The sequence below is a fragment of the Streptomyces niveus genome (assembly GCF_001723055.1).
GTDB classification, from domain to species: domain Bacteria; phylum Actinomycetota; class Actinomycetes; order Streptomycetales; family Streptomycetaceae; genus Streptomyces; species Streptomyces niveus.
The window spans coordinates 1-21,647 of the sequence record NZ_MDCR01000356.1; the positions used below are offsets into that span (position 1 = coordinate 1).

Annotated in this window: 15 protein-coding genes and 1 pseudogene; 7 read left to right on the plus strand and 9 right to left on the minus strand. The window is 70.6% G+C overall.

Annotated elements, in window-relative coordinates; all coding sequences use genetic code 11:
• Positions 1-674: pseudogene (locus tag BHU15_RS32515) on the plus strand (hypothetical protein); the annotation flags it as partial.
• Here BHU15_RS32515 and BHU15_RS32520 read toward each other — a convergent pair.
• Both BHU15_RS32520 and BHU15_RS32525 read right to left on the minus strand, forming a co-directional pair.
• On the minus strand, positions 636-1,904 hold the full coding sequence (locus BHU15_RS32520; RefSeq protein ID WP_069630418.1) for a hypothetical protein: 1,269 nt from the start codon (positions 1,902-1,904) through the stop codon (positions 636-638). The pseudogene BHU15_RS32515 and the gene BHU15_RS32520 sit on opposite strands and share 39 nt — an antisense overlap.
• The gene (locus tag BHU15_RS32525) at positions 1,901-2,491 is read right to left on the minus strand and encodes a SigE family RNA polymerase sigma factor (protein WP_069630419.1); all 591 of its coding nucleotides are present in this window, start codon (positions 2,489-2,491) and stop codon (positions 1,901-1,903) included. Before BHU15_RS32525 ends, BHU15_RS32520 begins: the two co-directional genes overlap by 4 nt.
• Positions 2,492-2,801: 310 nt before the next feature.
• On the opposite strand from BHU15_RS32525, the gene BHU15_RS32530 reads away from it, so the two are divergent.
• Positions 2,802-4,838: a glycosyl hydrolase family 28-related protein gene (locus tag BHU15_RS32530; RefSeq protein ID WP_069630420.1), complete on the plus strand. Its 2,037-nt coding sequence runs from the start codon at positions 2,802-2,804 to the stop codon at positions 4,836-4,838.
• A gap of 86 nt (positions 4,839-4,924) precedes the next feature.
• Here the strand turns inward: BHU15_RS32530 and BHU15_RS32535 are convergent, their stop codons facing one another.
• From BHU15_RS32535 to BHU15_RS32550, 4 genes are all read right to left on the minus strand, one after another.
• A complete protein-coding gene (locus BHU15_RS32535) occupies positions 4,925-7,714 on the minus strand; it encodes a glycosyl hydrolase family 95 catalytic domain-containing protein (protein ID WP_174566073.1) in 2,790 nt (929 codons plus the stop codon).
• Positions 7,711-10,257, minus strand: a complete 2,547-nt coding sequence (locus BHU15_RS32540) for a PQQ-dependent sugar dehydrogenase (RefSeq protein ID WP_069630421.1) — start codon at positions 10,255-10,257, stop codon at positions 7,711-7,713. Before BHU15_RS32540 ends, BHU15_RS32535 begins: the two co-directional genes overlap by 4 nt.
• 93 nt (positions 10,258-10,350) lie before the next feature.
• Positions 10,351-12,090, minus strand: a complete 1,740-nt coding sequence (locus BHU15_RS32545) for a ThuA domain-containing protein (RefSeq protein WP_069630422.1) — start codon at positions 12,088-12,090, stop codon at positions 10,351-10,353.
• A gap of 298 nt (positions 12,091-12,388) precedes the next feature.
• The gene (locus BHU15_RS32550) at positions 12,389-13,201 is read right to left on the minus strand and encodes a hypothetical protein (RefSeq protein WP_069630423.1); all 813 of its coding nucleotides are present in this window, start codon (positions 13,199-13,201) and stop codon (positions 12,389-12,391) included.
• Between the two features lie 214 nt (positions 13,202-13,415).
• Here BHU15_RS32550 and BHU15_RS32555 point away from each other — a divergent pair, with 214 nt between their 5' ends.
• Positions 13,416-14,642, plus strand: a complete 1,227-nt coding sequence (locus BHU15_RS32555; protein WP_401925595.1) for a CoA transferase — start codon at positions 13,416-13,418, stop codon at positions 14,640-14,642.
• Between the two features lie 47 nt (positions 14,643-14,689).
• Entirely contained in the window at positions 14,690-15,292 is a 603-nt protein-coding gene (locus BHU15_RS32560) for a hypothetical protein (protein WP_141726926.1), read from the plus strand.
• A gap of 47 nt (positions 15,293-15,339) precedes the next feature.
• On the opposite strand, the gene BHU15_RS32565 is transcribed toward BHU15_RS32560, so the two are convergent.
• From BHU15_RS32565 to BHU15_RS32575, 3 genes are all read right to left on the minus strand, one after another.
• Positions 15,340-16,263 carry an AEC family transporter gene (locus BHU15_RS32565; RefSeq protein ID WP_069630426.1) on the minus strand — a complete coding sequence of 308 codons (924 nt, stop codon included), beginning with the start codon at positions 16,261-16,263 and terminating at the stop codon, positions 15,340-15,342.
• 185 nt (positions 16,264-16,448) lie between these two features.
• Positions 16,449-16,736, minus strand: coding sequence for a hypothetical protein (locus BHU15_RS32570; protein WP_023542238.1), 288 nt, complete (start codon positions 16,734-16,736; stop codon positions 16,449-16,451).
• Positions 16,737-16,861: 125 nt separating this feature from the next.
• Positions 16,862-17,806, minus strand: coding sequence for a Gfo/Idh/MocA family protein (locus BHU15_RS32575; RefSeq protein WP_069630427.1), 945 nt, complete (start codon positions 17,804-17,806; stop codon positions 16,862-16,864).
• Between the two features lie 253 nt (positions 17,807-18,059).
• On the opposite strand from BHU15_RS32575, the gene BHU15_RS32580 reads away from it, so the two are divergent.
• The 3 genes from BHU15_RS32580 (at position 18,060) to BHU15_RS32595 (ending at position 21,644) form a co-directional block, all read left to right on the plus strand.
• Positions 18,060-19,580 (plus strand): hypothetical protein, encoded by a 1,521-nt coding sequence (locus tag BHU15_RS32580; protein ID WP_069630428.1) that lies wholly within the window; start codon positions 18,060-18,062, stop codon positions 19,578-19,580.
• The gene (locus tag BHU15_RS32585; RefSeq protein WP_069630429.1) at positions 19,577-20,722 is read left to right on the plus strand and encodes an ARPP-2 domain-containing protein; all 1,146 of its coding nucleotides are present in this window, start codon (positions 19,577-19,579) and stop codon (positions 20,720-20,722) included. Before BHU15_RS32580 ends, BHU15_RS32585 begins: the two co-directional genes overlap by 4 nt.
• 322 nt (positions 20,723-21,044) lie before the next feature.
• Positions 21,045-21,644, plus strand: a complete 600-nt coding sequence (locus tag BHU15_RS32595; RefSeq protein WP_069630431.1) for a winged helix-turn-helix domain-containing protein — start codon at positions 21,045-21,047, stop codon at positions 21,642-21,644.
• The last annotated feature ends 3 nt before the right edge of the window (positions 21,645-21,647 follow it).

Genomic DNA, 21,647 nt, shown 5'->3' on the forward strand with positions numbered 1-21,647 from the left:
GGGGTGACGGGGTGCGGCAGCGTCTCGACCCCCGTACGGGACTGCTGCCGCACCGCGTCACCCCCGACACCGGCGAACCGGTCGAGGTGGCCAGAGGAACCTCGCAGAGCATCATCCAGCGCTTCCTGGTCGACATAGACCCGGACTTCGCCCGCGAGCAGTACACGGTCTTCCGTGACCGCTACGTCGTCACCCCGCTCGGTCTCGGGCCCACGACGCGCGAGTACCCCGCGGGGATGGACGGACCCGCCGACGTCGACTCCGGGCCGCTCCCCCTCGGCGTGAGCCTGTCGGCGACGGTCGTGACCATCGGCGCGGCGCAGGTCCGGGGCGACGCCTCGCTGGCCCGGGGGATCGCCAACTACGGGGAGTTGCTCGGCGTCCCGGTCAGCACCCCGTGGACCAAGCGTTACGCGCTGGGTGCCGTCCCGATCGGCGACGCGTTCGTCGCGTGGTCGAAGACGGCGCGGCCGTGGGTCGCGAAGCCCCAGGACCCGCCGCCCGCGCACCTCTCCGGCTGGTGGCGCCTGCCCCTGCTGTCACTGCTGCTGCTCGTCGGCGCCGCGCCGTGGCTCCCGGCGCTGCGCCGGTGGTGGCGACGGAGACGAGCGGCGGCAGTGGCCGGCGCCCCCGCGTCAGCGCTTGGCGAAGATCGGTTCCCAGCGGCCCGGTGAGTAGTCCTTGGGCGTACGGGCTCCGCTCAGCGAGACCACCTTGTCGCTGCCGATCGTGATCAGCACCAGCCGGTTCTCGTACTCGTTGCCACCGGCCGCGATGTCCCACGCGATCAGTCGCTCGTCGTCCGCCCAGACGAGCAGTTCCTGGCCCTTCAGCTTGGCCGCCCGGTCGCCGGTCCGGGGGTCGAGGACCTGTGTCGCCGTCGTACGCAGGCCGCCCGCGAAGGGGCCCGCGACGAGTTCGCCGTTCGGGGAGAGGCCCGCCGGGGCCATCATGCGGTCGACGTACTTCTCCCTCGGCGGCGCCGGTACCTCCTTGCCGCGCAGGTCGCGGTAGATCCGGGCGGGCACCTTGTCGGCGGACTCCTCCCCGGACGCGTCGACGGCCACGTTGATGGCCTCGTAGACCAGCGTGCCGTCGTCGTTGAACAGCAGTTTCTGTCCGGAGCCGAAGGTCATGCCGTATTCCGGTTCCTTGAACGCGGGCAGTGCGTGCCAGTCCGCCGTCCCCGACCCGACGTCGACGATCGCGAAACCGGTACGGCTGGAGACGGGCTGGGGCTCTTCGGTGTTGTTGACCGGGACCTTCTTCGACCAGAAGGTACGGTCCGGGTTCTTGTCGTACGTCGTGGCGATCAGCTTCTTGCCGTCGGGCGAGAACTCGACGGCGCCCACGCCCCCGCCCAGGCCCTCCATCGGGATCCAGCGCGTCACCTTCCTGGTGAGCAGGTCCAGGACCCCGATCCGGGTGGCGGGCAGTTGGCGTTCCAGGACGGCCGCCGTGCGCATGCCGGGCGCGACGGTCAGATACGCCCAGCGGGCGTCGACCTCGTATCTGCCGGTCCTCTGGTCCAGTACGGAGTAGGTGCGGGTCGCGATCTCGTCGCGGTTGGGCTGCTCGACCTTGCGGGTGGTGAAGTACGCGGCGAGTGCCTGCTCCCCGACCGCGATCAGGTCGCGGGGCGGCGACTGGTCGACATGGGTGAGGGTCCGGCCGCGCGAGACCTCGCTCGCCAGCCGTACCGTGTCGCCGTCCCGGTCGAGCGCGGCGGGCACGGCGACCGCGGCGGCGACCACCAGGACGGTCGTGGCGGCGGCCCCGGCGAGGTGGCGTGCCCTGCGGCGGCGGCGCGCGGTCAGGACCCGGCCCGCCAGGTCGGCGGGCGCGGACTCGGTGCCGGCGGCCTGCTCGCGCAGCGTGGCGCGGACGAGTTCCTCGACGTTCACGGTCGTACCTCCACGGGGGCGAAGTCACGGGACGGCGGCTGCTGTTGGCCCTGCCGCTCGTCGTCCGACGCGGCGAGCAGGTCGAGTTCGGGCGCGAGGGCCCGCAGACGGGCCAGTGAGCGGTGGGTGGTGGAGCGGACCGTGCCGACGGAGCAGCCGAGAAGGCGGGCGACGTCGGCCTCGGGCAGATCCTCGAAGTAGCGCAGGACGAGTACGGCGCGCTGCCGCGCGGTGAGCCGGGACAGCGCGTCGCGCATCACGAGGCGCAGCTCCGCGGCGCCGGTGCCGTCTGCGGCCGTCGCGGTCCCGGTGCCGTCGGCGGGGTCGGGCGGTTCGGCGACGGTGAGTTCCCTGCGCGGGCCCTTGAGGCGCCACCGGCTGACCTGTTGCCGGTAGAGGATCTGCCGTACGTACGCCTCCGGTTCATCGATCCGATGCCAGCGGCCGGCGGCCTTCATGAGGGCGTTCTGCAACAGGTCCTCGCCCGCGTGGCGGTCGCCCCCGCTGAGCAGGACGGCGGTTCTCAGCAGCGCGGTCGATCTGTTGGTCACGAATTCCAGGAAGCTTTCCTGGCTTGTGGCATCCATCGGCACCTTCTTCTCCCGGCGGGCGGCGCGGCGCGGGCCGGCCTGGCCCTGTCTACCCGTGCTGACGCGCGGAAGAGGTCCTCACTATGTCGGGTGCCGGGAGGCAGTTGACCGATGTTGACGCGTGACGCAAGAAGTCGACTCACAAGCGCAGTTGAGCGGCAGAGTCGCGAAAACTGTTCGCTGCCATCTTGTGGAGCGAGGTGCGGCGGTCCTACTGTCCACCTCACCCCCACGGCGTCGCCCGCCCCCACTCCCAAGCGCCCCGTGCGCCCGTGCGTCCGTACGCCTCAAGAGAATCGAGCTGTAGATGTCGTGGACCTCGTTGACCTCCGGCGCCGTCGCGCTCGGTCTGAGTCTTGGCCTGAGTGCCGGCCTGCTGAGCGTCGGCGGTACCGCCGTCGCCGCGCCTCGCGCCGACAGACCCACCGCCGGACCCGTCGTCACCCGCGCCGCCCTCGACCCCGCGCTCGTCGCCGGCCGGGGCGCCCGCGTCGGCTTCGCCGAGCAGGAGGCCGAGAACGCCGCGACGAACGGCACGGTCATCGGGCCGGACCGGACCGCGTACACCCTGCCCTCCGAGGCCTCGGGCCGTACGGCGGTGAAGCTGACCCCCGAGCAGTACGTCGAGTTCACCCTGCCCAGCGCCGCCAACGCGATCACCGTGCGCTACAGCATCCCGGACGCGCCCGGGGGCGGCGGCATCACCGCGCCCCTCGATGTCACGGTCAACGGCAAGGGCCGTAAGACCATGACGCTGACCTCGCAGTACGCGTGGCTCTACAACCAGTACCCGTTCTCCAACGATCCCGGCGCCGACCTCCTGCACCCGGACTGGTGGATCACCGAGTGCGCGTGCGTGCCCGCCTCGACCACCCCCGCGCCGGTCATCACCAAGCCGTTCCGCCCGAGCCACTTCTACGACGAGCAGCGGCTGAAGCTGGGCAAGACGTACCGCGCCGGTGACACGGTACGGCTGACGGTCCCGGCCGGCAGCAGGGCCGACTGGACGGTCGTGGACCTGCTCGACTCGGAGCTGGTCGGCGCGCCGCACGTGCGGCTCGTCGCCGCGAACGTGCTGCTGTTCGGCGCCGACCCGTCCGGCCGCCGGGACTCCGCCGACGCGTTCGACCGGGCCATCGCCCACGCGAAGCGGAAGAACCTCACGGTCTACATCCCGCCGGGCACCTACCAGGTCAACCGGCACATCATCGTGGACGACGTCACCATCGAGGGCGCGGGCAACTGGCACACGGTCGTCAAGGGCCGCCAGGTGACCCTCGACCGGCCCGCCCCCGACGGCTCGGTCCACACCGGCGTCGGTTTCTACGGCAAGGACGCGGCGGACGGCGGCAGCCGCGGGGTCCATCTGTCGGGCTTCGCGATCGAGGGCGACGTACGGGAGCGGGTCGACACCGACCAGGTCAACGGCGTCGGCGGCGCGATGAGCGACTCCACGATCACCGGGCTGCACATCCGGCACACGAAGGTCGGCCTCTGGTTCGACGGGCCGATGTCGAACGTCCGCGTGTCCGGCAACATCGTCGTGGACCAGATCGCCGACGCGCTCAACTTCCATACCGGCGTGACGGATTCGAGCGTGTCCGACAACTTCGTCCGCAACACCGGCGACGACGGTCTCGCGATGTGGTCGGAGAAGACCGCCAACGCGCGGAACACCTTCACCCGTAACACCGTGCAGTCACCGGTGCTGGCCAACGGCATCGCGGTCTACGGCGGCACCGACAACACCGTCTCGGGCAATCTCGTCGCCGACCCGGTCCGGGAGGGCAGCGCGCTGCACGCCGGGTCCCGCTTCGGCGCCGAGGCGTTCACCGGGGCGCTGCGCTTCACCGACAACACCACGGTGCGGGCGGGGACGTACGAGCTGAACTGGAACATCGGGCTCGGGGCGATCTGGCTCTACGCGCTCGACAAGGACATCGACGCGGACGTCCGGATCACCGGCGACCACTATCTCGACAGCACGTACAACGCGATCATGCTGGTCAGCGACTACGCGGTGAAGGACCTGTACGCGATCGAGGGCGTCCGCTTCAAGGACGTCAGGATCGACGGGACGGGTACGTCGGCGGTCAGCGCGCGGGTGAAGGGGTCCGCGTCCTTCGAGAACGTGGACGCGCGCAATGTGGGCGCCGTCGGCGTCAACAACTGCGGCTCCTTCAACTTCCCCGCCTCCGGTTCGGAGTTCGCCCTCACCGACCTCGGCGGGAACGACGGGGGCCGCGGTACGCAGTCGTGGCTCGCGCCGTGGCTGCTGCCGAACACCATCACGTGCGACGACCGTCCGCCGGTGGTGGCCCCGCCGGCGCCGTCCACCTGGTGACCTGACGCCCGCCTGTCATGGGTGTGGCCCCGCGCGGCGTCCCTCCGCGCGGGGCCACGGTCATGGGCGGCCCGTGGGAATCCGGGTCAGGGGGTGACTCGTAGCGCGTCCACCATTCCCACCGACGTACTGCGGTTCACGATCCTGATCGTGTGCGAACCGCGCGTGAGCCCCTGTTTCTGCCACACGACCTGCTGGACCTGTCTCGCGCCGTCGGCCTTCAGGTTCACCGTCGCCTGGAAGACGTTGTCGAGATAGACGTCGACGGTCCCCATGTCGCCGTTGCGTTCGGACAGATACTGGATCCCGGTGCCGTTGAACGTGTACGACGCGACGGCGTCCACCGTGTTGCTGTGGTGCGTGTCGTCGTTGAAGTCGCCGTAGCCGCGGCTGGTGGTGAGATGCCAGTTGTTGTCGTACGTCAGCGCCGTGTTGTTGACCATCGGGTCGGCCGTGGCGTTCGACCCCAGCGTGGAGCTGGTGCCGGCCAGGGACTTCATGCCCTGGTTCGCGGTGCCGGTGAGCTGCGTCTGGGTGTAGGAGCTGAGCGGCTTGGCGGTCCGCTCGACGACGTACACCTCGTTCGCCCCGGTGTTGAAGGTGATCTCGGCGCTGCCGGACGTGGTCACGATCGCGTTGTCGGAGGTCCTGCGGACCCTGACCTCCTGGGTTCCCCAGGGGTTGACGACGCGCGCCGCGTTGCCGAACTGGCTCTTGATTCCGACGTACTTGACCTCGCCGGCCTCCCTCTCCGAACTGACCATGAATCCGCCCTTGGCCAGCAGACTGAATTTGCCGACGAAGGTGGAATCGGTCGGGACGGCGGGAAAGACCCGGATCTTGTCGTTGTACGACTGGAGCAGCGACTCGTTCGTCGCGGCCAGGTGTACGCCGAGATATTCGAAGACACCGTTGGTGTTGCTGGTCATGCCGTTCGGGTAGTTCTGGTACTTCTGCAGCATGGTCTTCAGACCCTGGAGCGTCTGATTGCCGAGCCCGAGGCGGGCGGCCTGGATCGCGTCGTTGGCCCACACGTTTCCGTACGGGAACGGTCTGACGTTCCAGGTGTTGATCGCCTTCTGCTGGTCGGGATAGCCGATTCCGGTCAGGTCGTAGGGCCAGATGAGTTCGGCCGCGACATTCTCGTTGTTGCGTGTCTGGGCGATCGGCGGTGTGTGCGGCAGATAGGTGTTGGCGTTCGTGTCGGACGGATAGGCGATCAGGTTGTCCAGGATGTTCTGCCACTGCGGACGCATGGAGGCGTCCAGGCCCAGTTGGGTGCTGGCCTTGATGGCGAGCGGGAACAGGGTGCGTACGGCGGCCAGGTCGGTGATCGCGTTCGGCACGTTCCAGTACGTCTCGTGCGCGTGCGACGTGGCGACGTAGTACTTGCCGGTCGAGCTGTTGAACGACAGCTTCGCCTGGTAGAACTTGGCGACCTCGCGCATGAACGGATAGGCCGTGTTCCGCAGGTAGTTGGTGTCGTTCGTGTACGTGTACTGGAGATACATGTTGTACGCGGCCTCGGTGCCGGTCGACCAGATGTTGTTCGTGTAGTCGCTGTTGACCGTGCCGCGCGCGTTGCCGTCCCAGCCCATCGTCTCCGGCACCCAGATGCCGTCCACGTTGTAGCGGGTTCTGGTGTATGCCTTCAGCGCGTCGAAGTTACGGCTGTAGAGCTTGTTGAACCCGGCCATGAGATCGGTGTGGTTGGAGGCCAGGAACGAGTTGTAGATGTCCCGTTGATTCCAGTACCAGTACGAGTTGCTCCATTTCGTGGCGTCCCCGGTGGCCCGGAACACCCCGTTGATGAAGTGCGCGGGATAGTTGCCGTATCCGGCCGCCGCGATCATGTAGGTGGAGAGGTAGTAGACGTTCTCCATGTAGTCCGCTTCGCGGGACCCGTTGGAGTACTGGACGAACGACTTCTGCCAGAACGCGTGCCACCAGTTGAGGTAGGCGGTGTTGGTGGCGGCGTATCCGGTGGTCTTGACCGCCGCGAGGGCGCGCTTGGCCTCGGCGACCGAGTCGTGGCCCGGCGCGTTCAGCCGGGTGCTCGCGGTGAACCAGATGGTGTAGCTGGAGTCCGGTGTGATCGACAGCCGCACCTTGCGGCCGTCGACGACGCGCGCGGTGTACGCGGCGCCCTCCACGGTCGCGCCGAGGGTGTAGCCGAAGTTCTGCGGGTCGGCCTGCCCCCGGCTGAGTCCGGCGCCGGTGGAGTCCGCGTACGTGGACACCGTCCGCCAGGTCTCGATGTTCGGCACGTCGCCGCTGTTGCCGAGCCCGGAGACGTCCCACAGGCTCAGATCCAGGTTGACCGCGGAGACCCCGGAGCGGGTGTCCTCCACATGGATGCCCATGACCTCGGAGTTGGGCTTGCCCATCACCGTGACGGTGCGGTTGTTGTCGTACGTGGTGGTGAGGGTGCCGTCGTAGAGGTTGAGGCGCTGCTGGAAGGTGGAGTAGCCGCTGTCCATCGCGGGGGTGGTGGAGAGGTTGAGCAGCCCGGCGCCGAAGGCGGTCTGCTGCGAGGTGTCCACGCCGGACACCTGCATGTTGAGGCCGTTGTTCTGCCAGGCCATCGCGCCCGTACGGCCATTGCCGACCGTGAGGCCGTGTTTGGGCTCGGTGGTGGGGCGGTTGTAGACGATGTCGTGCTTGGACAGGTACTTCGCGTAGTCGACGTTGAGCGCGCCGGTCGACGAGTTGAAGGCGGCGTCGGTGGGCGAGGCCACGGCCGGTGACACGCCGGACACGCCCGACAGGCCCGTCACCATGCAGACGAGGACGAGGAACGCGCCGAGGAGGCGCGCTGTGCGCGTGCTGCCGCCGCTGCCGGTGGTCCCTCTTGCTGACGATCTCGCGGTGTTCACTGCGTATCACTCCCACGGCCGGTCAGGGTGGCGGGACGGCTGATGCCGGGCCCGGTGAAGGTGTAGCTGTCGAGGTCGAGAATGGCGCCGGAGCCGCCGGTGAAGACCACGAAGAGATCGCGCGGCTGCTCCACGGCGTTCGTGACGGGCACGTCGACCTCGGTGTACGTCTCCCAGCCACCGGTGTTGGGCACGGTCACCCGTGCGACCACCGGGCCGGTGACGGAGTCGTACCGGAAGGTCGCCACGTTCCCCGCCTTGTCGGAGGAGACGCGCGCCTTGATGCCGGTGACGCCCTTGAGGCTCACCGGGTGGTACTTGACCCATTCGTTGTTCTGCACATCACCCAGGCGTTTGCCGCCCTCCGCCCCGGCGGCGGTGATGATCTGGGGGCCGGACAGCTGCGCGTAATGCTCGGCCTGCCACTTCTTGGGCCACAGGCTGAGTTCCCTCTCGCCCGTCAGCGGTACGGTCCCGGGCGCGCCCTTGTCGGTGTAGCTCGCCCGCACCACGTAGAACTGGGTGGCGTCGAGGCCGGAGTGGATCGGTCCGGTGTTGAACGTCGTGCCGCAGCCGGTGCCCTGGGCGACCTCGTGCGCGTGCTCCTGGTGACCGAGGGCGATCCGGACGATCACCTTCGAGCAGTCGACCGGGCCGTCCTGCGGGTCCGTCGCGGAGGCGGTGACGGTGACGTTCTCGTTCCACTCGAAGACGCCGCCCGCCGGGGGCTGCGAGATCGTCAGCGTGGGGCGGTTGTTGCCGACGACGACCGGGATCGTGGCGGTGCCGGTGCGTCCGGTGCCGTCGCTGACGGTGAGTCTGGCCTGGAAGCTGCCGTTGGAGGGGTAGGTGAAGGACGGGTTGGCGGCGGTGGAGTCGGTGCTGCCGTTGTCGGTGAAGTCCCAGGCGTAGCTGAGCGGGTTGTTGTCGGGGTCGCTGCTGCCGGCGCTGGAGAACGTCACGGCCAGCGGGGCGAGTCCGCTGTCCTTGTTCACCGACGCCTTGGCGATCGGTGAGCGACCGCCCTGCACATAGTTGATCTTGTAGAGGCCGGCGTCCTCGGCGCCGGAGAAGTAGCCGCTGCCGTATTCGAGGAGATAGAGCGAGCCGTCGGGCCCGAACTCCATGTCGATCGGGTGGACGAACTTCATGCCGTCCAGGACCGGCTCGATCGCGGTGGGCGTACCGGTGGCGGCGTTGCCGTTGTTGAACTGCACCTCCTTGATCCAGTTGCGGCAGTACTCGGAGATCAGCAGCTTGTTGTCGTAGTACTGGGGCCACTTGACGTCGGAGTTGAGATTCGCGTCGTAGTGGTAGACCTCGGTGTGGTTGGGCGAACCGCAGCCGCCGGGGGTGTCGAGCTGCGGCCACTCCTTGCTGCCGCCGTGCTGCTCCCACACCAACGAGGGCTTGGTGGGCGGCAGTTGCTGGATGCCGGTGTTACGCGGGGAGTTGTTGACCGGGCCGGTCGCGCCGCCGCAGGGGAACCAGCCGCGCGGCTGGTTGGCGGCGAAGTCCCAGTCGTTGTAAGCCGTGTTGGGGCCGCCGCAGTACGGCCAGCCGTAGTTGCCGGGGCCGGTGGCGCGGTTGAACTCGTCGTACGCCGCAGGGCCCCGCGCCGGGATGGTGGCGCCCGCGTCGGGGCCGACCTCGCCCCAGTACAGGGTGTTGTTCGCCTTCTTGTCGACCCAGACGCGGTACGGGTTGCGTACGCCCATCACATAGACCTCGGGGCGGGTGCCCGCGGTGCCCTTGGCGAAGAGGTTGCCGTCGGGGACCGTGTACGTGCCGTTGTCCTCCGGGTGGATCCGGTTGATCTTGCCGCGCAGATCGTTCGCGTTGCCGGAGGTGCGCTGGGCGTCGAACTGCGCGTGCCGGGAGGGGCGTTCGTCGATCGGGGCCATGCCCTGCGCGTCGCCGCCGGAGTTGGTGTTGTCGCCGACCGCGAAGTACAGGTTGCCCGCGGTGTCCCAGGACATGGAGCCGGCCGAGTGGCAGCACATCTCCCGCTCGGTCGGCCACTCGATGATCATGTCTTCGCTGGAGGGGGCGATGGTGTTGCTGCTCTGGCTGAAGGTGAACCGGGAGATCCTGTTGACCAGCGGGGTGCTCTTGGGCGAGTAGAAGAGCATCACCCAGCCGGTGGTGGCGAACTTCGGGTGCAGGGTGATGCCGATCAGCCCGTCCTCGAAGCGCGCGTCCAGGGGGAGGGTCAGCGCGACGGTCGTGGACTTGGTCGCGGGGTTGTAGAGGCGGACCTGGCCGCCGGCGGCGCTGGTGCCGCGGTTGATGTAGAGGACCTTGCCGTCGGGCAGTACGGCCAGCTCGATCGGTTCGCCCATGCCGAGCCCGCCGTCGAGCTTGACCTTCTCGAAGCCGCTGGTGGGCGGCGGGGCGGCGGCTTTCGGGGCTGTTTGGGGTGCGGCTTTCGGGGCGGCTTTGGGTGCGGCGACCGACGGGTCGGCGGCCACGGCGGTGGGCGCGAGCAGGAGGGCGGACAGGGTCAGCAGTGCGGTGAGGTAGGCGACAGCGCGCGACAACACGGGACCTCCGGGGGCCGATCGCGGGTGTGGGGGCGCCCCGACGGCCCGGCGCGCGGCGCGGAGCCGCGTGCCAGGTCGTCCGGACGGGTCGGGCTACTGGCTGGTGGTGCCGAACACGTTGAGGTCCCAGAGGGAGTAGCCCCACTGCGTGGCGCGGGTGGTGCCCTCGACCCGTACATACCGCCCGGTGCCGCTCACGGCGATCTCGTCGAGACCTCCGTCTCCCGCCGTGACGGTGGCGGCCGTGCGCCAGGTGGCGTTGTCCGCCGACGTCCGGACCGTGTACGCCGTGGCGTGGGCGGTCTCCCAGTTGAGCCGGATCCGCTGGAGCGTACGGACGGCGCCCAGGTCGACGGTGATCGACTGCGGGTCGGAGTACGCGCTGCCCCAGCGGGTGGCGGAGTCGCCGTCGACCGCGTTGGCTCCCACATGCGTGCTGCCGGGCTCGACGCTGCTGACCGTGACGGGCCTGCCGCGCGCGAGATCGGTGGTCTGCGCCCCGTCCTGCTTGACGCGGACGTTGCGGTAGTTGATGTCCAGGCCCGCGCCGTCGTTCTGGAGACCTATGTGGCCGAGCGCGATGTCACGGCCGCTGGTGTAGTCGTTGATCTTCACGCCGTTGAGCCAGATCTCGACGTGCCGGCCGTGCACCGCGATCTCGTAACTGTTCCAGCTCCCGGGCGGGTTGAGCGCGGCGGCGCGGGCCGCCGGGTCGGGGGCCTGGAAGCTGTAGACGCTCCCGGTGGTACGGGTGGGGTCGCCGTCGGAGGCGTCGATCTGGATCTCGTGGCCGAGGTCGACCGGCTTCCACGGGTCGCCCTGCGGGTCGGGGAAGCCGATGAAGACGCCGCCGTTGTCGTCGCCGGGCATCATCCAGTCGGCCTTGAGCGAGTAGTTGGCGAACGGCGTCACCGGATACCAGAGCAGGCCCATGCCGCCGACCGAGGAGAGCGTGCCGTCGGCGAGGCTGAAGCTTCCGGCGCCCGCCTGCCGCCACTTGTCGAGGCTGGCCTGGCTGCCGTCGAAGAGCGCGGTGTAGCCGGTCTCGGGGCGGCAGTCGGCGGCCTTGGCGCGCGCGGCGGTCTGGATGCCGCCGAGGAGCATGGTGGTGAAGGCCGGGTCGGCGTACGACTCCTCGGTGTGGCCGAGGCCGGTGTACCAGGACCTGCCGCCCCGGTAGTCCTGGCACCAGGTGATCGGGTGGTCGCCCATGGTGCCGCCGCTGTACGACGTCTCGTCCAGGCTCGCGAGGACCTTCACCGCCGAGCGCGGATTGGCGCGGTAGTTGTACCACTCGTCGGTACGGGTCCAGCGCTGCGGCAGATGCGAGGTGGCGGGCGACGCGCGGTCCTCGACCTTGACGGTGGCCTGCTGGGTGGCGGGGTGGGAGGCGAAGTACGCCCCGACGAGACCGCCGTACCAGGGCCAGTCGTACTCGGTGTCGGACGCGGCGTGCACGCCGACGTAGCCGCCGCCGTTCGCGACGTACGACTCGAAGGCCGTCTGCTGCGCGGCGTTCAGGACGTCGCCGGTGGTGGAGAGCCAGACCACCGCCTGGTACTGCGCCAGGTTGCCGGTGGTGAACGCGCCGGCGTCCTCGGTGGCGGTGACGGTGAACCCGTTGGCGGCGCCGAGCCGTTGGACGGCGGCGATGCCCGCCGGGATCGAGGAGTGCCGGAATCCGGCGGTCCTGGAGAAGACCAGCACCTTGGTCAGCGGCGCGGCGGCCGGGGCAGGGGCGGGGGCCTGAGTCCGGGCCTGGGCGGGTGGTGCCTGCGGTACGGCGACGAGCGACATGGCCGCCAGGACGAGCGCGATCAGGGCGCGGGCCATCACAGTGCGCACTATCCGGTCCTCTCTCGGGGCGCCCTGGGGCGCTGGCTGAGCGAAGCGGGGATTGAAGCGGGGATTCACGACGAGGCGGCGGCGTCGTCAGGCGTAGTGAACATCGGAGGTATAGGGGGGTCAAGGGTCGGCGCTGAACTATCCGAAGATTAGTTTTCCTCCATGACAAAATGTCCCCCTTGACCTGCCTCCCGGCGCGGGCAGCCCTCAACAGGGGTGCGGGACAACAGAATCGGCCACCGTCGATTGATCGGATCTTCAAGCCGGACGGGAGGGTGCGCGCCGTTCAGCCGAGGTCGAGGACGGGGCGGACACCGAACTCGTCACCCATGTCCTCCCCCTCGGGTCCGTTGAGGAATTCGGCCATGCCGGGGTTGCGGTTCGCGGTCGCCAGCGGCAGCCACCCGACGAAGGCGCCGTAACCACCGCAGACCGCCTCGCCGCCGTCCCCTCCGTAGACGGATCCCGGATCGGACGTCGCCTCCGACTCGTAGACGTCACGGGCTATTCGCAGACCGAAGGCGTTCGGCCGGTGCCGGAGACCGGCCGGGTCGTCGTTCTCCCCGTACGGCGCCCGGTCCAGCGGGCAGTCGGAACCCCAGCGGAACAGCGTCTGCGCGCCCGCCCCGCAGGCGTGCTCCCACTCGTCCGGAGCCGGCAGCCGCAGCTCCCGCTCCCCGAGGAACTCCATGACGGAATCGGCCTCGTCGGGCAGCTCCCACGGCTCCACAGCCATCAGCACGGTGGGGACCGCTGCGGTGCGCCTCGGTGTCAGATACCGCGCGAGATGGGCCGCGAGGTCGTCGTCGAAGCCGAACCCGCCGGCCAGGCTCTCCGTCCGGTAGGAGTCGAGCTGCTCCGGCAGGGGCCGCCAGCTCTCCAGGTCGAATCCGACCGTCACCTCGCCGCCGGGTATCAGGGCGAACCGCTCTCCCCCGCGCTCGATCAGCGCGCGGTGCAGGACACCACCGAGGTGCGGCGCGCCGTCGAACTCCACCAGCCGGCCGTCCGCCGACCGCGCGGCTTCGAGCGCGAGGCGGTGCGCGGCGTCCCGGTCCAGGGCGCGCCAGCGGTCGAAAGTGAGGTCGGCGAGAGACATGATGGAAATTCTGGCACCTGCCACTGACAACCCCGTCTTCGGCGGGACAAGGAGGACATCGCTCGTGGAACAGGACGTCGACGCGGCGACCGCGCACGCCTGGAGCGCGCTCGGAGGCGCCCCGGAGTCGGCGGGGAGGGTGACGTACGTTCCCGCCCCCGGAGTGCTGCCGTCGCGGCTGCCCGTACGGCAGTTGGCGCGGGCAAGCGTGGGGGTGTGTTCCCTGGCCGCCGCCGAACTGGTGGCGCGGCGGTCCGGGTCCCGGACGCCGGGGGTGCGGGTTCGTGAGGCGGCCGTCGGGGCGGCGTTCGTCAGTGAGCGGCTGCTGCGGATCGACGGGCGTACCTGGTCCCCGTTCGCCCCGCTCTCCTCGTTCTGGCCCACGGCCGACGGCTGGGTGCGGACGCACGCCAACTACCCGCACCACCGGGCCCGGTTGCTGACCGCGCTGGGGATCCCCGACGAGGGCGACGACGACGCGCCGGTCGAGCGGCTGGCCGGGGAGCTGCGGGCGCGGCCCGCCCGGTGGGTCCAGGAGACGGTGTACGCGGCGGGCGGGCTGGCGGTGGCCGTGGCGGAGCCGGGGACGGACCGGTGGCCGCTGATCGAGATCCGGCGGGCGGCGGGCGGCGCGGCGGGGCGCCGGCTGCGACAGGGGGACGCGCCCCTGCCGGCGTACGGGGTGCGGGTCCTCGATCTGACGCGGGTCATCGCGGGGCCGGTGGCCACCCGCACGCTGGGGCTGCTGGGCGCCGACGTACTGCGCGTCGACCCGCCCCTGCTGCCCGAGGACCCGAAGGCACACGCGGACACCGGCTTCGGCAAGCGCTCCACCCGGCTGGACCTCGGGGCCCCGGCCGAACTGGCGGTCTTCGAGGGCCTTCTCGACTCGGCCGACGTCGTGGTGCTCGGCTACCGCGCCGACTCGCTGGACCGGTACGGGCTGACGCCGGACAGCCTGCTCGCGCGGCACCCCGGACTGATCGTCGCGCAGCTCGACGCCTGGGGCTGGACGGGGTCGTGGCGGGAACGGCGCGGGTTCGACTCCCTGGTGCAGGCGGCGAAAGGGATCGCCCACGTCGAGCGGGGAGCGGACGGCCGGCCCGGCGTACTTCCCGCGCAGGCCCTGGACCACAGCACCGGTTATCTCCTCGCCGCCGCGATCCTGCGCGCGCTCACCGAGCGTCAGGGCGACGGGGCGGGCCGGCATCTGCGGCTCTCGCTGGCGGGGACGGCGTCGTGGCTGATGCATGACATCGAGCCTGAGCCAGGGGTCGAAGGTGCGGCGGACGGTGACGGCGGGGAGGCGTGGATGGCGGAGACACCCTCGCCGTACGGCCTGCTGAGCTATGTCCTGTCACCGGTCGACTACGAGGGTGGGCCGGTGGATTGGACCGGTCCGCCGTCGCTCTGGGGTACCGATCCGGCGCGCTGGCTCTGACCCCCCTCCCCCGGACACCCGATCGATTGTCAGTGGTCGATGTCACTATGAGTCACATGGAGTTCCTGGGCTGGAGATCTTTTCTGGACCGGTGGAACGCGGAGTGGGCAGCCGCGCCGAGCACGCGCGAGGAGGCGGAGGAGGACGGGGAGAGTGGCAGCGGCTGGAGCTTCGCGTTCCGCAACGGCCTGGAGCCGGTCCGGCCGAAGCGGCTGCGTTCCCTGGGTGAGAAGGCTTCGCGAAGCGGCGGCCGGTCGGTGCTGGTGTGTTGCGTGATCAGGGGCGGCCCGTCGGAGGCGTCCTCCGACGTCTTTCACTTCTCCTACTGGGAGGACAGGCGGGAGCGCTACGGATTCACGGTGACCGGCGGAGTGACGGAACGGTCGGGGGACTTTCCGGAGACGCTCGACCCCGGACGCTTCTTCCCCGAAGTCCCCGACAGGGAAGCGGCGGACGAGCGGGTGGGTGAGCGGCGGGCGCTCGCGGCCGTGTCGGAGACGTTCGGGCTCTCGCTGCCGCGCTTCGCCATCCAGCACGGGCGGCTGCCCGCCGTCATGACCGAGCCGGTGGTCAGGCCGTCCGGTACGGGCGGCGGAATGCAGATAACGCTCGTGGCACGCACGGCCGGGACACCGCCGGGCGCACCATGACGCGCGTCTACGCGGTCCGCGCGAACCGCCAGGACCGCCCGGACCACTCAGACCAGAAGCCAGGTGATCAGCGACAGGGACACCATCGAACAGAGTGTGGACAGGATGACGGTGTCCCTGGCGAGGTCGGTGTCCAGGCGGTATTCGGAGGCGAAGATGAAGGCGTTCTGCGCGGTCGGCAGTCCCGCGCAGACCACGACGGCGAACAGGGTGTGTCCGGTCAGCCCGAACAGCCAGTGGCCGATCGCGTAGGCGAGCAGCGGCTGGGCCACGATCTTGAGTGCGACGAGGAGGCCGCGTTCGGCGCGCCCCGATGAGTCCGGCCTGACACGGGTGTTGAGGGACATGCCGAGCGCGAAGAGGGCGGCCGGGACGGCGGCGTCGCCGAGGAGTTGGAGAGGTGCGGTCGCCTCGGCCGGAAGGTCCCAGCCGAGCGCCGACACGGCCACTCCGGCGAGGGAGGCCGCGATGATCGGGTTGCGGAAGGGCAGTTGGAGCATCCGGGCGGCGCGCCCGCGCCGGTCGCGCCGTACGTCCAGATCGATGAGCACGAGCACCACCGGCGCGACGAAGAGCATCTGGAACAGGGCGACGGTGATGACGAAGGAGGTGTCGCCGAGGACGTGTACGGCGACGGGGATACCGAGGTTGGCGGAGTTGACGTAGCCCGCGGCCATCGCGCCGATGGCCTGTTCGGCCTGGCCGCGCCGGTACACCCAGCGGCTGACCAGCAGTCCGGCGGCGAAGACGACGAGCAGGCTGAGGGCGAAGACGAGCACTCCGACGTTCAGCAGGGCGGTCACGTCGGCGCCCGCCATCGCCAGGAACAGCAGGGCCGGCATGGCGAAGGTGAAGGCGAAGCGCCCGAGGACGTGCTGGGCCTGTGAGCCGAGGATGTCGTGACGTGCGGCCACCCAGCCGAGGCCGGTGATCACCCAGATGGGCAGGAAGCCGAAGAGGACGGCGTTCATCGGGGCCGCCGCGTGTGTATGTGCCCGGCTTCAGGAGAAGTCACCGGCCTCAGCATGCCGGACACACGGAGCGGCCCGGCACCCGGCCCCGCTCCCGGCCCCACCGGGCCACGGAGCGCGGAAATCCCTGTACGGAGCCGGTGCGTCGTCCGCTCCGCCGCCCCCGTACAGGGATTCCGTCTCTGTCAGCGCCCGTAGCGGATCAGGGCGCGCACCATGCGGCACGTCGTGTCCGACGGCGGATGGATGCCGATCAGGGCCGCCGTCGAACGGATCCTCCGGTTGTTCGCGTTCGCCGGGTGGTAAACGCCCGAGTCGAGCAGGGCGATGGCGAGGCGCATGGCCTTGAGGCGGCGGTTGTGGGTCTCGTACCACTCGCGGGGCTGTCCCGCGGGCAGTGGCTTGCGCTGCACGGACTTGGCGGCTGGCTGAGTGATGTCGAAGAGCTTCGTCGTGATAGTGGCAACGGCCATCGGCGACCTCCCGGCACGTGGTGGAACCCTCACGAACACTTACGATTCTACCGCCCCCCACTGACAATCGCCCCTGGCCAGACGGTGTTTGAGGGGTCGGCGAACCCTCGGCGGTCGCGCGTTGCTCAGGGGCGCCCCAGAGCCCCCAGCTGCCCCTCCGCCTCCGCGAGGATCTCCGTCAGCCGCAGACCGAACCGCACGTCGCACGCGTGCGGCCGGCCCGTGCGCGCGGCCGTCAGCAGCGCGTCGATCGCCAGGCCGAAGGTATCCGCAGGGTCGCCCCACTGCTCGGGAAGGACCACCGTCCCGTGCTCGCCCCGCAGTTCGAACCCCGCGCCCGCGCCCTTCACGGGAGCGCTCAGGCTCAGGACCGCCGAACTCGTCACGCCCGACGTGTGCGTGAGCACCAGATGCGTGAGGTCGGGCTCGGTCCGTACGGCCGTCACGGCCGTCACGTCGCCCAGCACCGGCAGCAGCGCGGAGAGCGCGTGCGGCCCCACGTCCCACAGGCCGCCCTTCTCGCGGCGCCAGGGCGAGTCCGCGTACGGGCTGCTCTCGCTGCCCACCCCGTACAGCGCGCCGAGCCAGTGGGCACGCGCCGTGAACCAGCCGCCCAGCGCCGCCTGTTCCTCGACCCACTCCGCCGTCCCGGCGGCGAAGCGCAGCGTGCAGAAGACCAGCGAGGCGACACCGGCCAGCTCGGCGGCGTCCGCCACGGCGCGCGCGCCGGGCACGGTCGTGGCGACCGGCTTGTCCATGAGGAGGTGGCAGCCGGCCGCCGCCGCGCGGGCGGCGAGCGGCGCCTGGATGTCGGGCGGCAGGGCGAAGGCGACGGCGTCGCTCACGGCGAGCAGCGCGTCGAGCCCGTCCAGACCACCCTCACCGGGGCCGCCCTCACCCCCGCCCGCGTACGCCGTGGTGTCGTGGGCGGCGGCGAGCGCGGCGGCTGCCTCGGGCCGCCTCCCCCAGACCCCGCTGAACACGACATCGGGGTGGGCGGCGATGGCGGGGGCGTGGGTGCGCCCGGCCCAGGGGCCGGTGCCGAGAAGGGCGATGCGTAGCTGACTCATATGGATCAGTGTGCCGTCCGCACCCCGCCCCGGCCCAGGGTGGGCCGGGACGGACGGGCGGGGAATTGGGTGGCGCCGTACGGGGCGCCCGGTGCTACGTTGCGTGGGCCGGCCGCGGGCCTCCGGTGCGACTTCCGGGACTTGCCTCTGAAGCAAAAATTTCGCTGTTCGCGCCCCCATGCCCCGGCCGGCTTCAGCATGTACGGGGACATGCGGGTATGAGGACACGCGGGTACGGGGACACGGGGGAAGCATGACGGAGACCTACGCCGACCTGATCGCGGCCGAGGACGTGCTCCTGTTCGTCAACGCCGCCGTCACGTCCACGGGACAGCGCGAGTTCCGCTCCCAGGCGTACCAGCAGCGGCTCTCGCTCGACTTCCTCCATGAGTACGTACGGGTCAACTACCGCACCGTGTACGCCGCTTCGCTCGCGCTCGACATCAACGACCACAACGCGGCCCGGGTCGTGGAGCAATTGCTGCGCACGGCCGGCGAGGCGAGCGGCGAGCAGAAGCGGACCGAGGGGCGGCTGATCGCGGCGCGGCTGGCGCGGCTGCCGCCGCAGCGCGTCTACCGGCTGTTCCGCGCGCTGCGCGCCGCGAAGGTCGGCAACCGCCGTACCCGCGCGATCCTGCGCGACTGGCTGGCGGCGCGGCCGGACCTGGGGCACGACGCGGTGAAGTACCGCGCAGGGCTGAAGACCGCCGCGCGCCACTTCCATCTGCCGCTGACGACGGCCGCGGGCACGGACACGGACACGGGCACGGGCACGGGCACCGCCACCGGCGGCGCCCCGCCCGCCGCCGGTGAGCTGGGCGACTTCCTCTTCAAGCCGGGCGTGCGCCCGCGCTACGAGCACCCGTTGCTCGACGCGTACCGCCGCGCCCACTACGAGCAGGGCGCGGTCTACGAGCTGCCGTTCACCGTCGCCGAGGGTTTCGCGGCCAGGCACGGCGTCGCGCGCGAGACGTTCGTGGAGCGGATCGCGCCCCGGATGACCCGGCTGGAGCGGCTGCGTACGCAGCGCGAGGCGGGCGCGGACGGGGCGGGCGCCGCCGTGCGGACCGATCTCTCCGTCATGCCGCTGACCAGGCTGGCCCTGTACGCGCTGTCGCTGACGACCGAGGAGCGGGTGCGGCGGCGCAGGGAGCTGACGGGCGCGCTGCGTTCGGCGGCGCGCCGGGCGGCGGGTCCGTACGCCGGGACGTGGGGGCGCGTCGCAGCCGTACTGGACGACAGCTACTCCGCGTCGGGCTCCGGCGTGAAGCGCCGTCGTCCGCTCGCGGTCGCGCTCGGGGGGCATTTCCTGCTGGAGGCGCTGGCGGCGCCGGGGGCGTACGGCGCGTGGTGGACATCGGGCCGTACGGATCCGCTTCTGGTGCGGCCGTACGGACCCACGCCGCTGGGCATGCGCGTCATCGACGCGCTGGAGTACGCCCCCGAGCGCCTCGTCGTCGTCTCGGACGGCTGGGACAACGCGCCTCCGGGGCTGGCGGGCGAGGTGCTGCGGGTGTGGCGTACGAGGCTGGACCGGGAGCGGCGTACGTCGGTCGTGCATCTGAATCCGGTGTACGACGCGGACGGCTTCGACGTGCGCCGGCTAGCGGCGAGTGTGCCGACGGCGGGCATCCGGGACGCGGAGGATCTGCCGGCGCTGGTGGAGATCGCGCAGTTCGCCGAGGGCCGGACGGGTCTGGCGGAGCTCCAGGCGTATCTGGACCGGCGGATCGAGAGCTTTCTGCGTACGTACGAGAGGAGCGGGGCGACATGAGCGGACTGGACTTCACCGGGCTTGACACGCGCCCGGCGCAGGTGTGGGGCGGGGTCCGGCTGGTGCCGCTGGTGCGCGAGGAGCCGGTGCCGGGGCTCCGGCTGCACCGGGAGGTGTACGACCGTTTCGGCGAGGTCCTGGTGTCGCCGGGCGTCAGTTATGTGTCGTACATCCCGCACGGGCTCGTCGCCGACTGGTCCGGCGAGCAGCCGGACACGCGGCCGGACACGCAATCGGCAGCGTACGGGACCCAGTTGGACACCGCGCGGCCCACCGCCATGGCCGTCGAACGGCACCACCGCATGGTCAAGCGCCGCCCGTCGAAGGGGAAGAAGGGGCAGCCGGCCGGCGCCGTGGCGCGCTGTCGGTTCCTGCCGCTCCATCTGGCCATGGAGGGCTATCTGGCGCTGCACTTCGGCGGGCCGGCGATCGCCTGGCAGGAGTGGTCGCGGGAGGCGGTACGGCAGGGGCTCTCGCCGCGTTCCGAGGCTGCCTATCGGGGGCTCGACGTGCCCGGACTGGCCGACGCGCTGCGGGTGTTCGAGATCCATCCGGACCAGTGCGGGGTGCTGGTGTACGTCGCGGACGCGCTCGCCGCCGCGTTCGTGGTGCCGCACCCAGACGACTACCGCGCCCTGCACCCGACGCTGCTCCAGGACATGTACGGGGAGTTGATCCACCAGTACGGCTACTTCGGCCGCCCCGTACCGGACTTCGAGGCGCGCCTCGGGGACGGGCGCCACATCACGACGCTCGCGGATCTGCGGGCGGCGGCGGGTGCGCGGGAGCGGGCGTGGAGCGAGTCGCACGACACGGTCATGGCGCGTGAGCTGCTCGGCACGTCGTACGCGTTCGAGCGCGTACGCCGGATGGCGTCGTTCGACATGTACCGCTTCCTGCCGCCGTTCCGCGTCGATTCCGACGGGCAGCACATCGGTGAGCTGATCACCGACCACAAGGGGCGGACGGCGTATCTGAAGACGTTCCGGCTGGCTCCGGCGCAGATCAGACGCGGCCATCTGCTGAACAGCCTGGCCGGCGACGACTGGCATCTGGGGCGTACGGCGGACCGGCTGGGCACGACGCCGGAGGAGATCGTGCGCCGGATCCGCGCGGCGGGCTTCGGCTCGCTCCTGCGCTGACGGGTGGGTCGGTCCCATGAACGGCCCATGAAATCGCCAATGGATCTTATTCACGTATCGCCCTTTGAAAGGGCCCTGCTGCTACGGCCCCGTATCTGCTTCAATGAGGCCATGGCCAGCCTTCAGCACGACGCGTCGGGTCGCATCGACCTTGAGCCGTTCTGGCCGTCCCGGCAGCACCACGACTTCGACCGGGTGTGTTGCCGCGCGAGGAACGCGCCGGCCCTCTAAAGCCTCTTCCCAGGCCTTCGGCCGTCGCGAATGACGTACGTCCCGTCCTGTCGACTCGACGACATCCTTCGCGCGAAAGAGCTGACCCCTCATGGCGAACTCCCGTCCTTTCTCCACCGTCACCGCGGCCACCGCCGCCGCGACGTCAACCGCCGCCGCCACCGCGGCGGCCTCCGGCCGGCACCGGCTGCGAGCCGTCGACCGTGACGAGGTCGTGCCCCTCGCGGCGGCCGACGCGGCCGGCCGGCTCGTGGACTTCCTGCCGCCCGGCTCCACCTGGCTGCCCGCCCCGGCGCACACCCTGCCGACGCTGCCGGGCAGGCCGCCGATGGTCGGCTACCTCGTCCTCGTACCGGCCGATCAGCACCCGGCAGCCGCTGCCGCCCCCGAGACCGGCGCCCACACCGGCGAGGGCCCGGTGCGGATCGACCCCACCGAGCGGACCGTCGAGGTGGACGGCCGCCCGCTGGATCTGACGTACCTCGAATTCGAGCTGCTCGCCCATCTCGTGGCGCACCCCCACCGGGTGCACACCCGCGACCAGTTGGTGACCACCGTCTGGGGTTACGGGCACGTGGGCGACGGCCGGACCGTGGACGTGCATGTGGCCAGGCTGCGCCGGAAGCTGGGCGCCGAGCACCGGCAGACGATCCGGACGATCCGGCGGGTCGGTTACAAGTACGTCCCGTAGCGG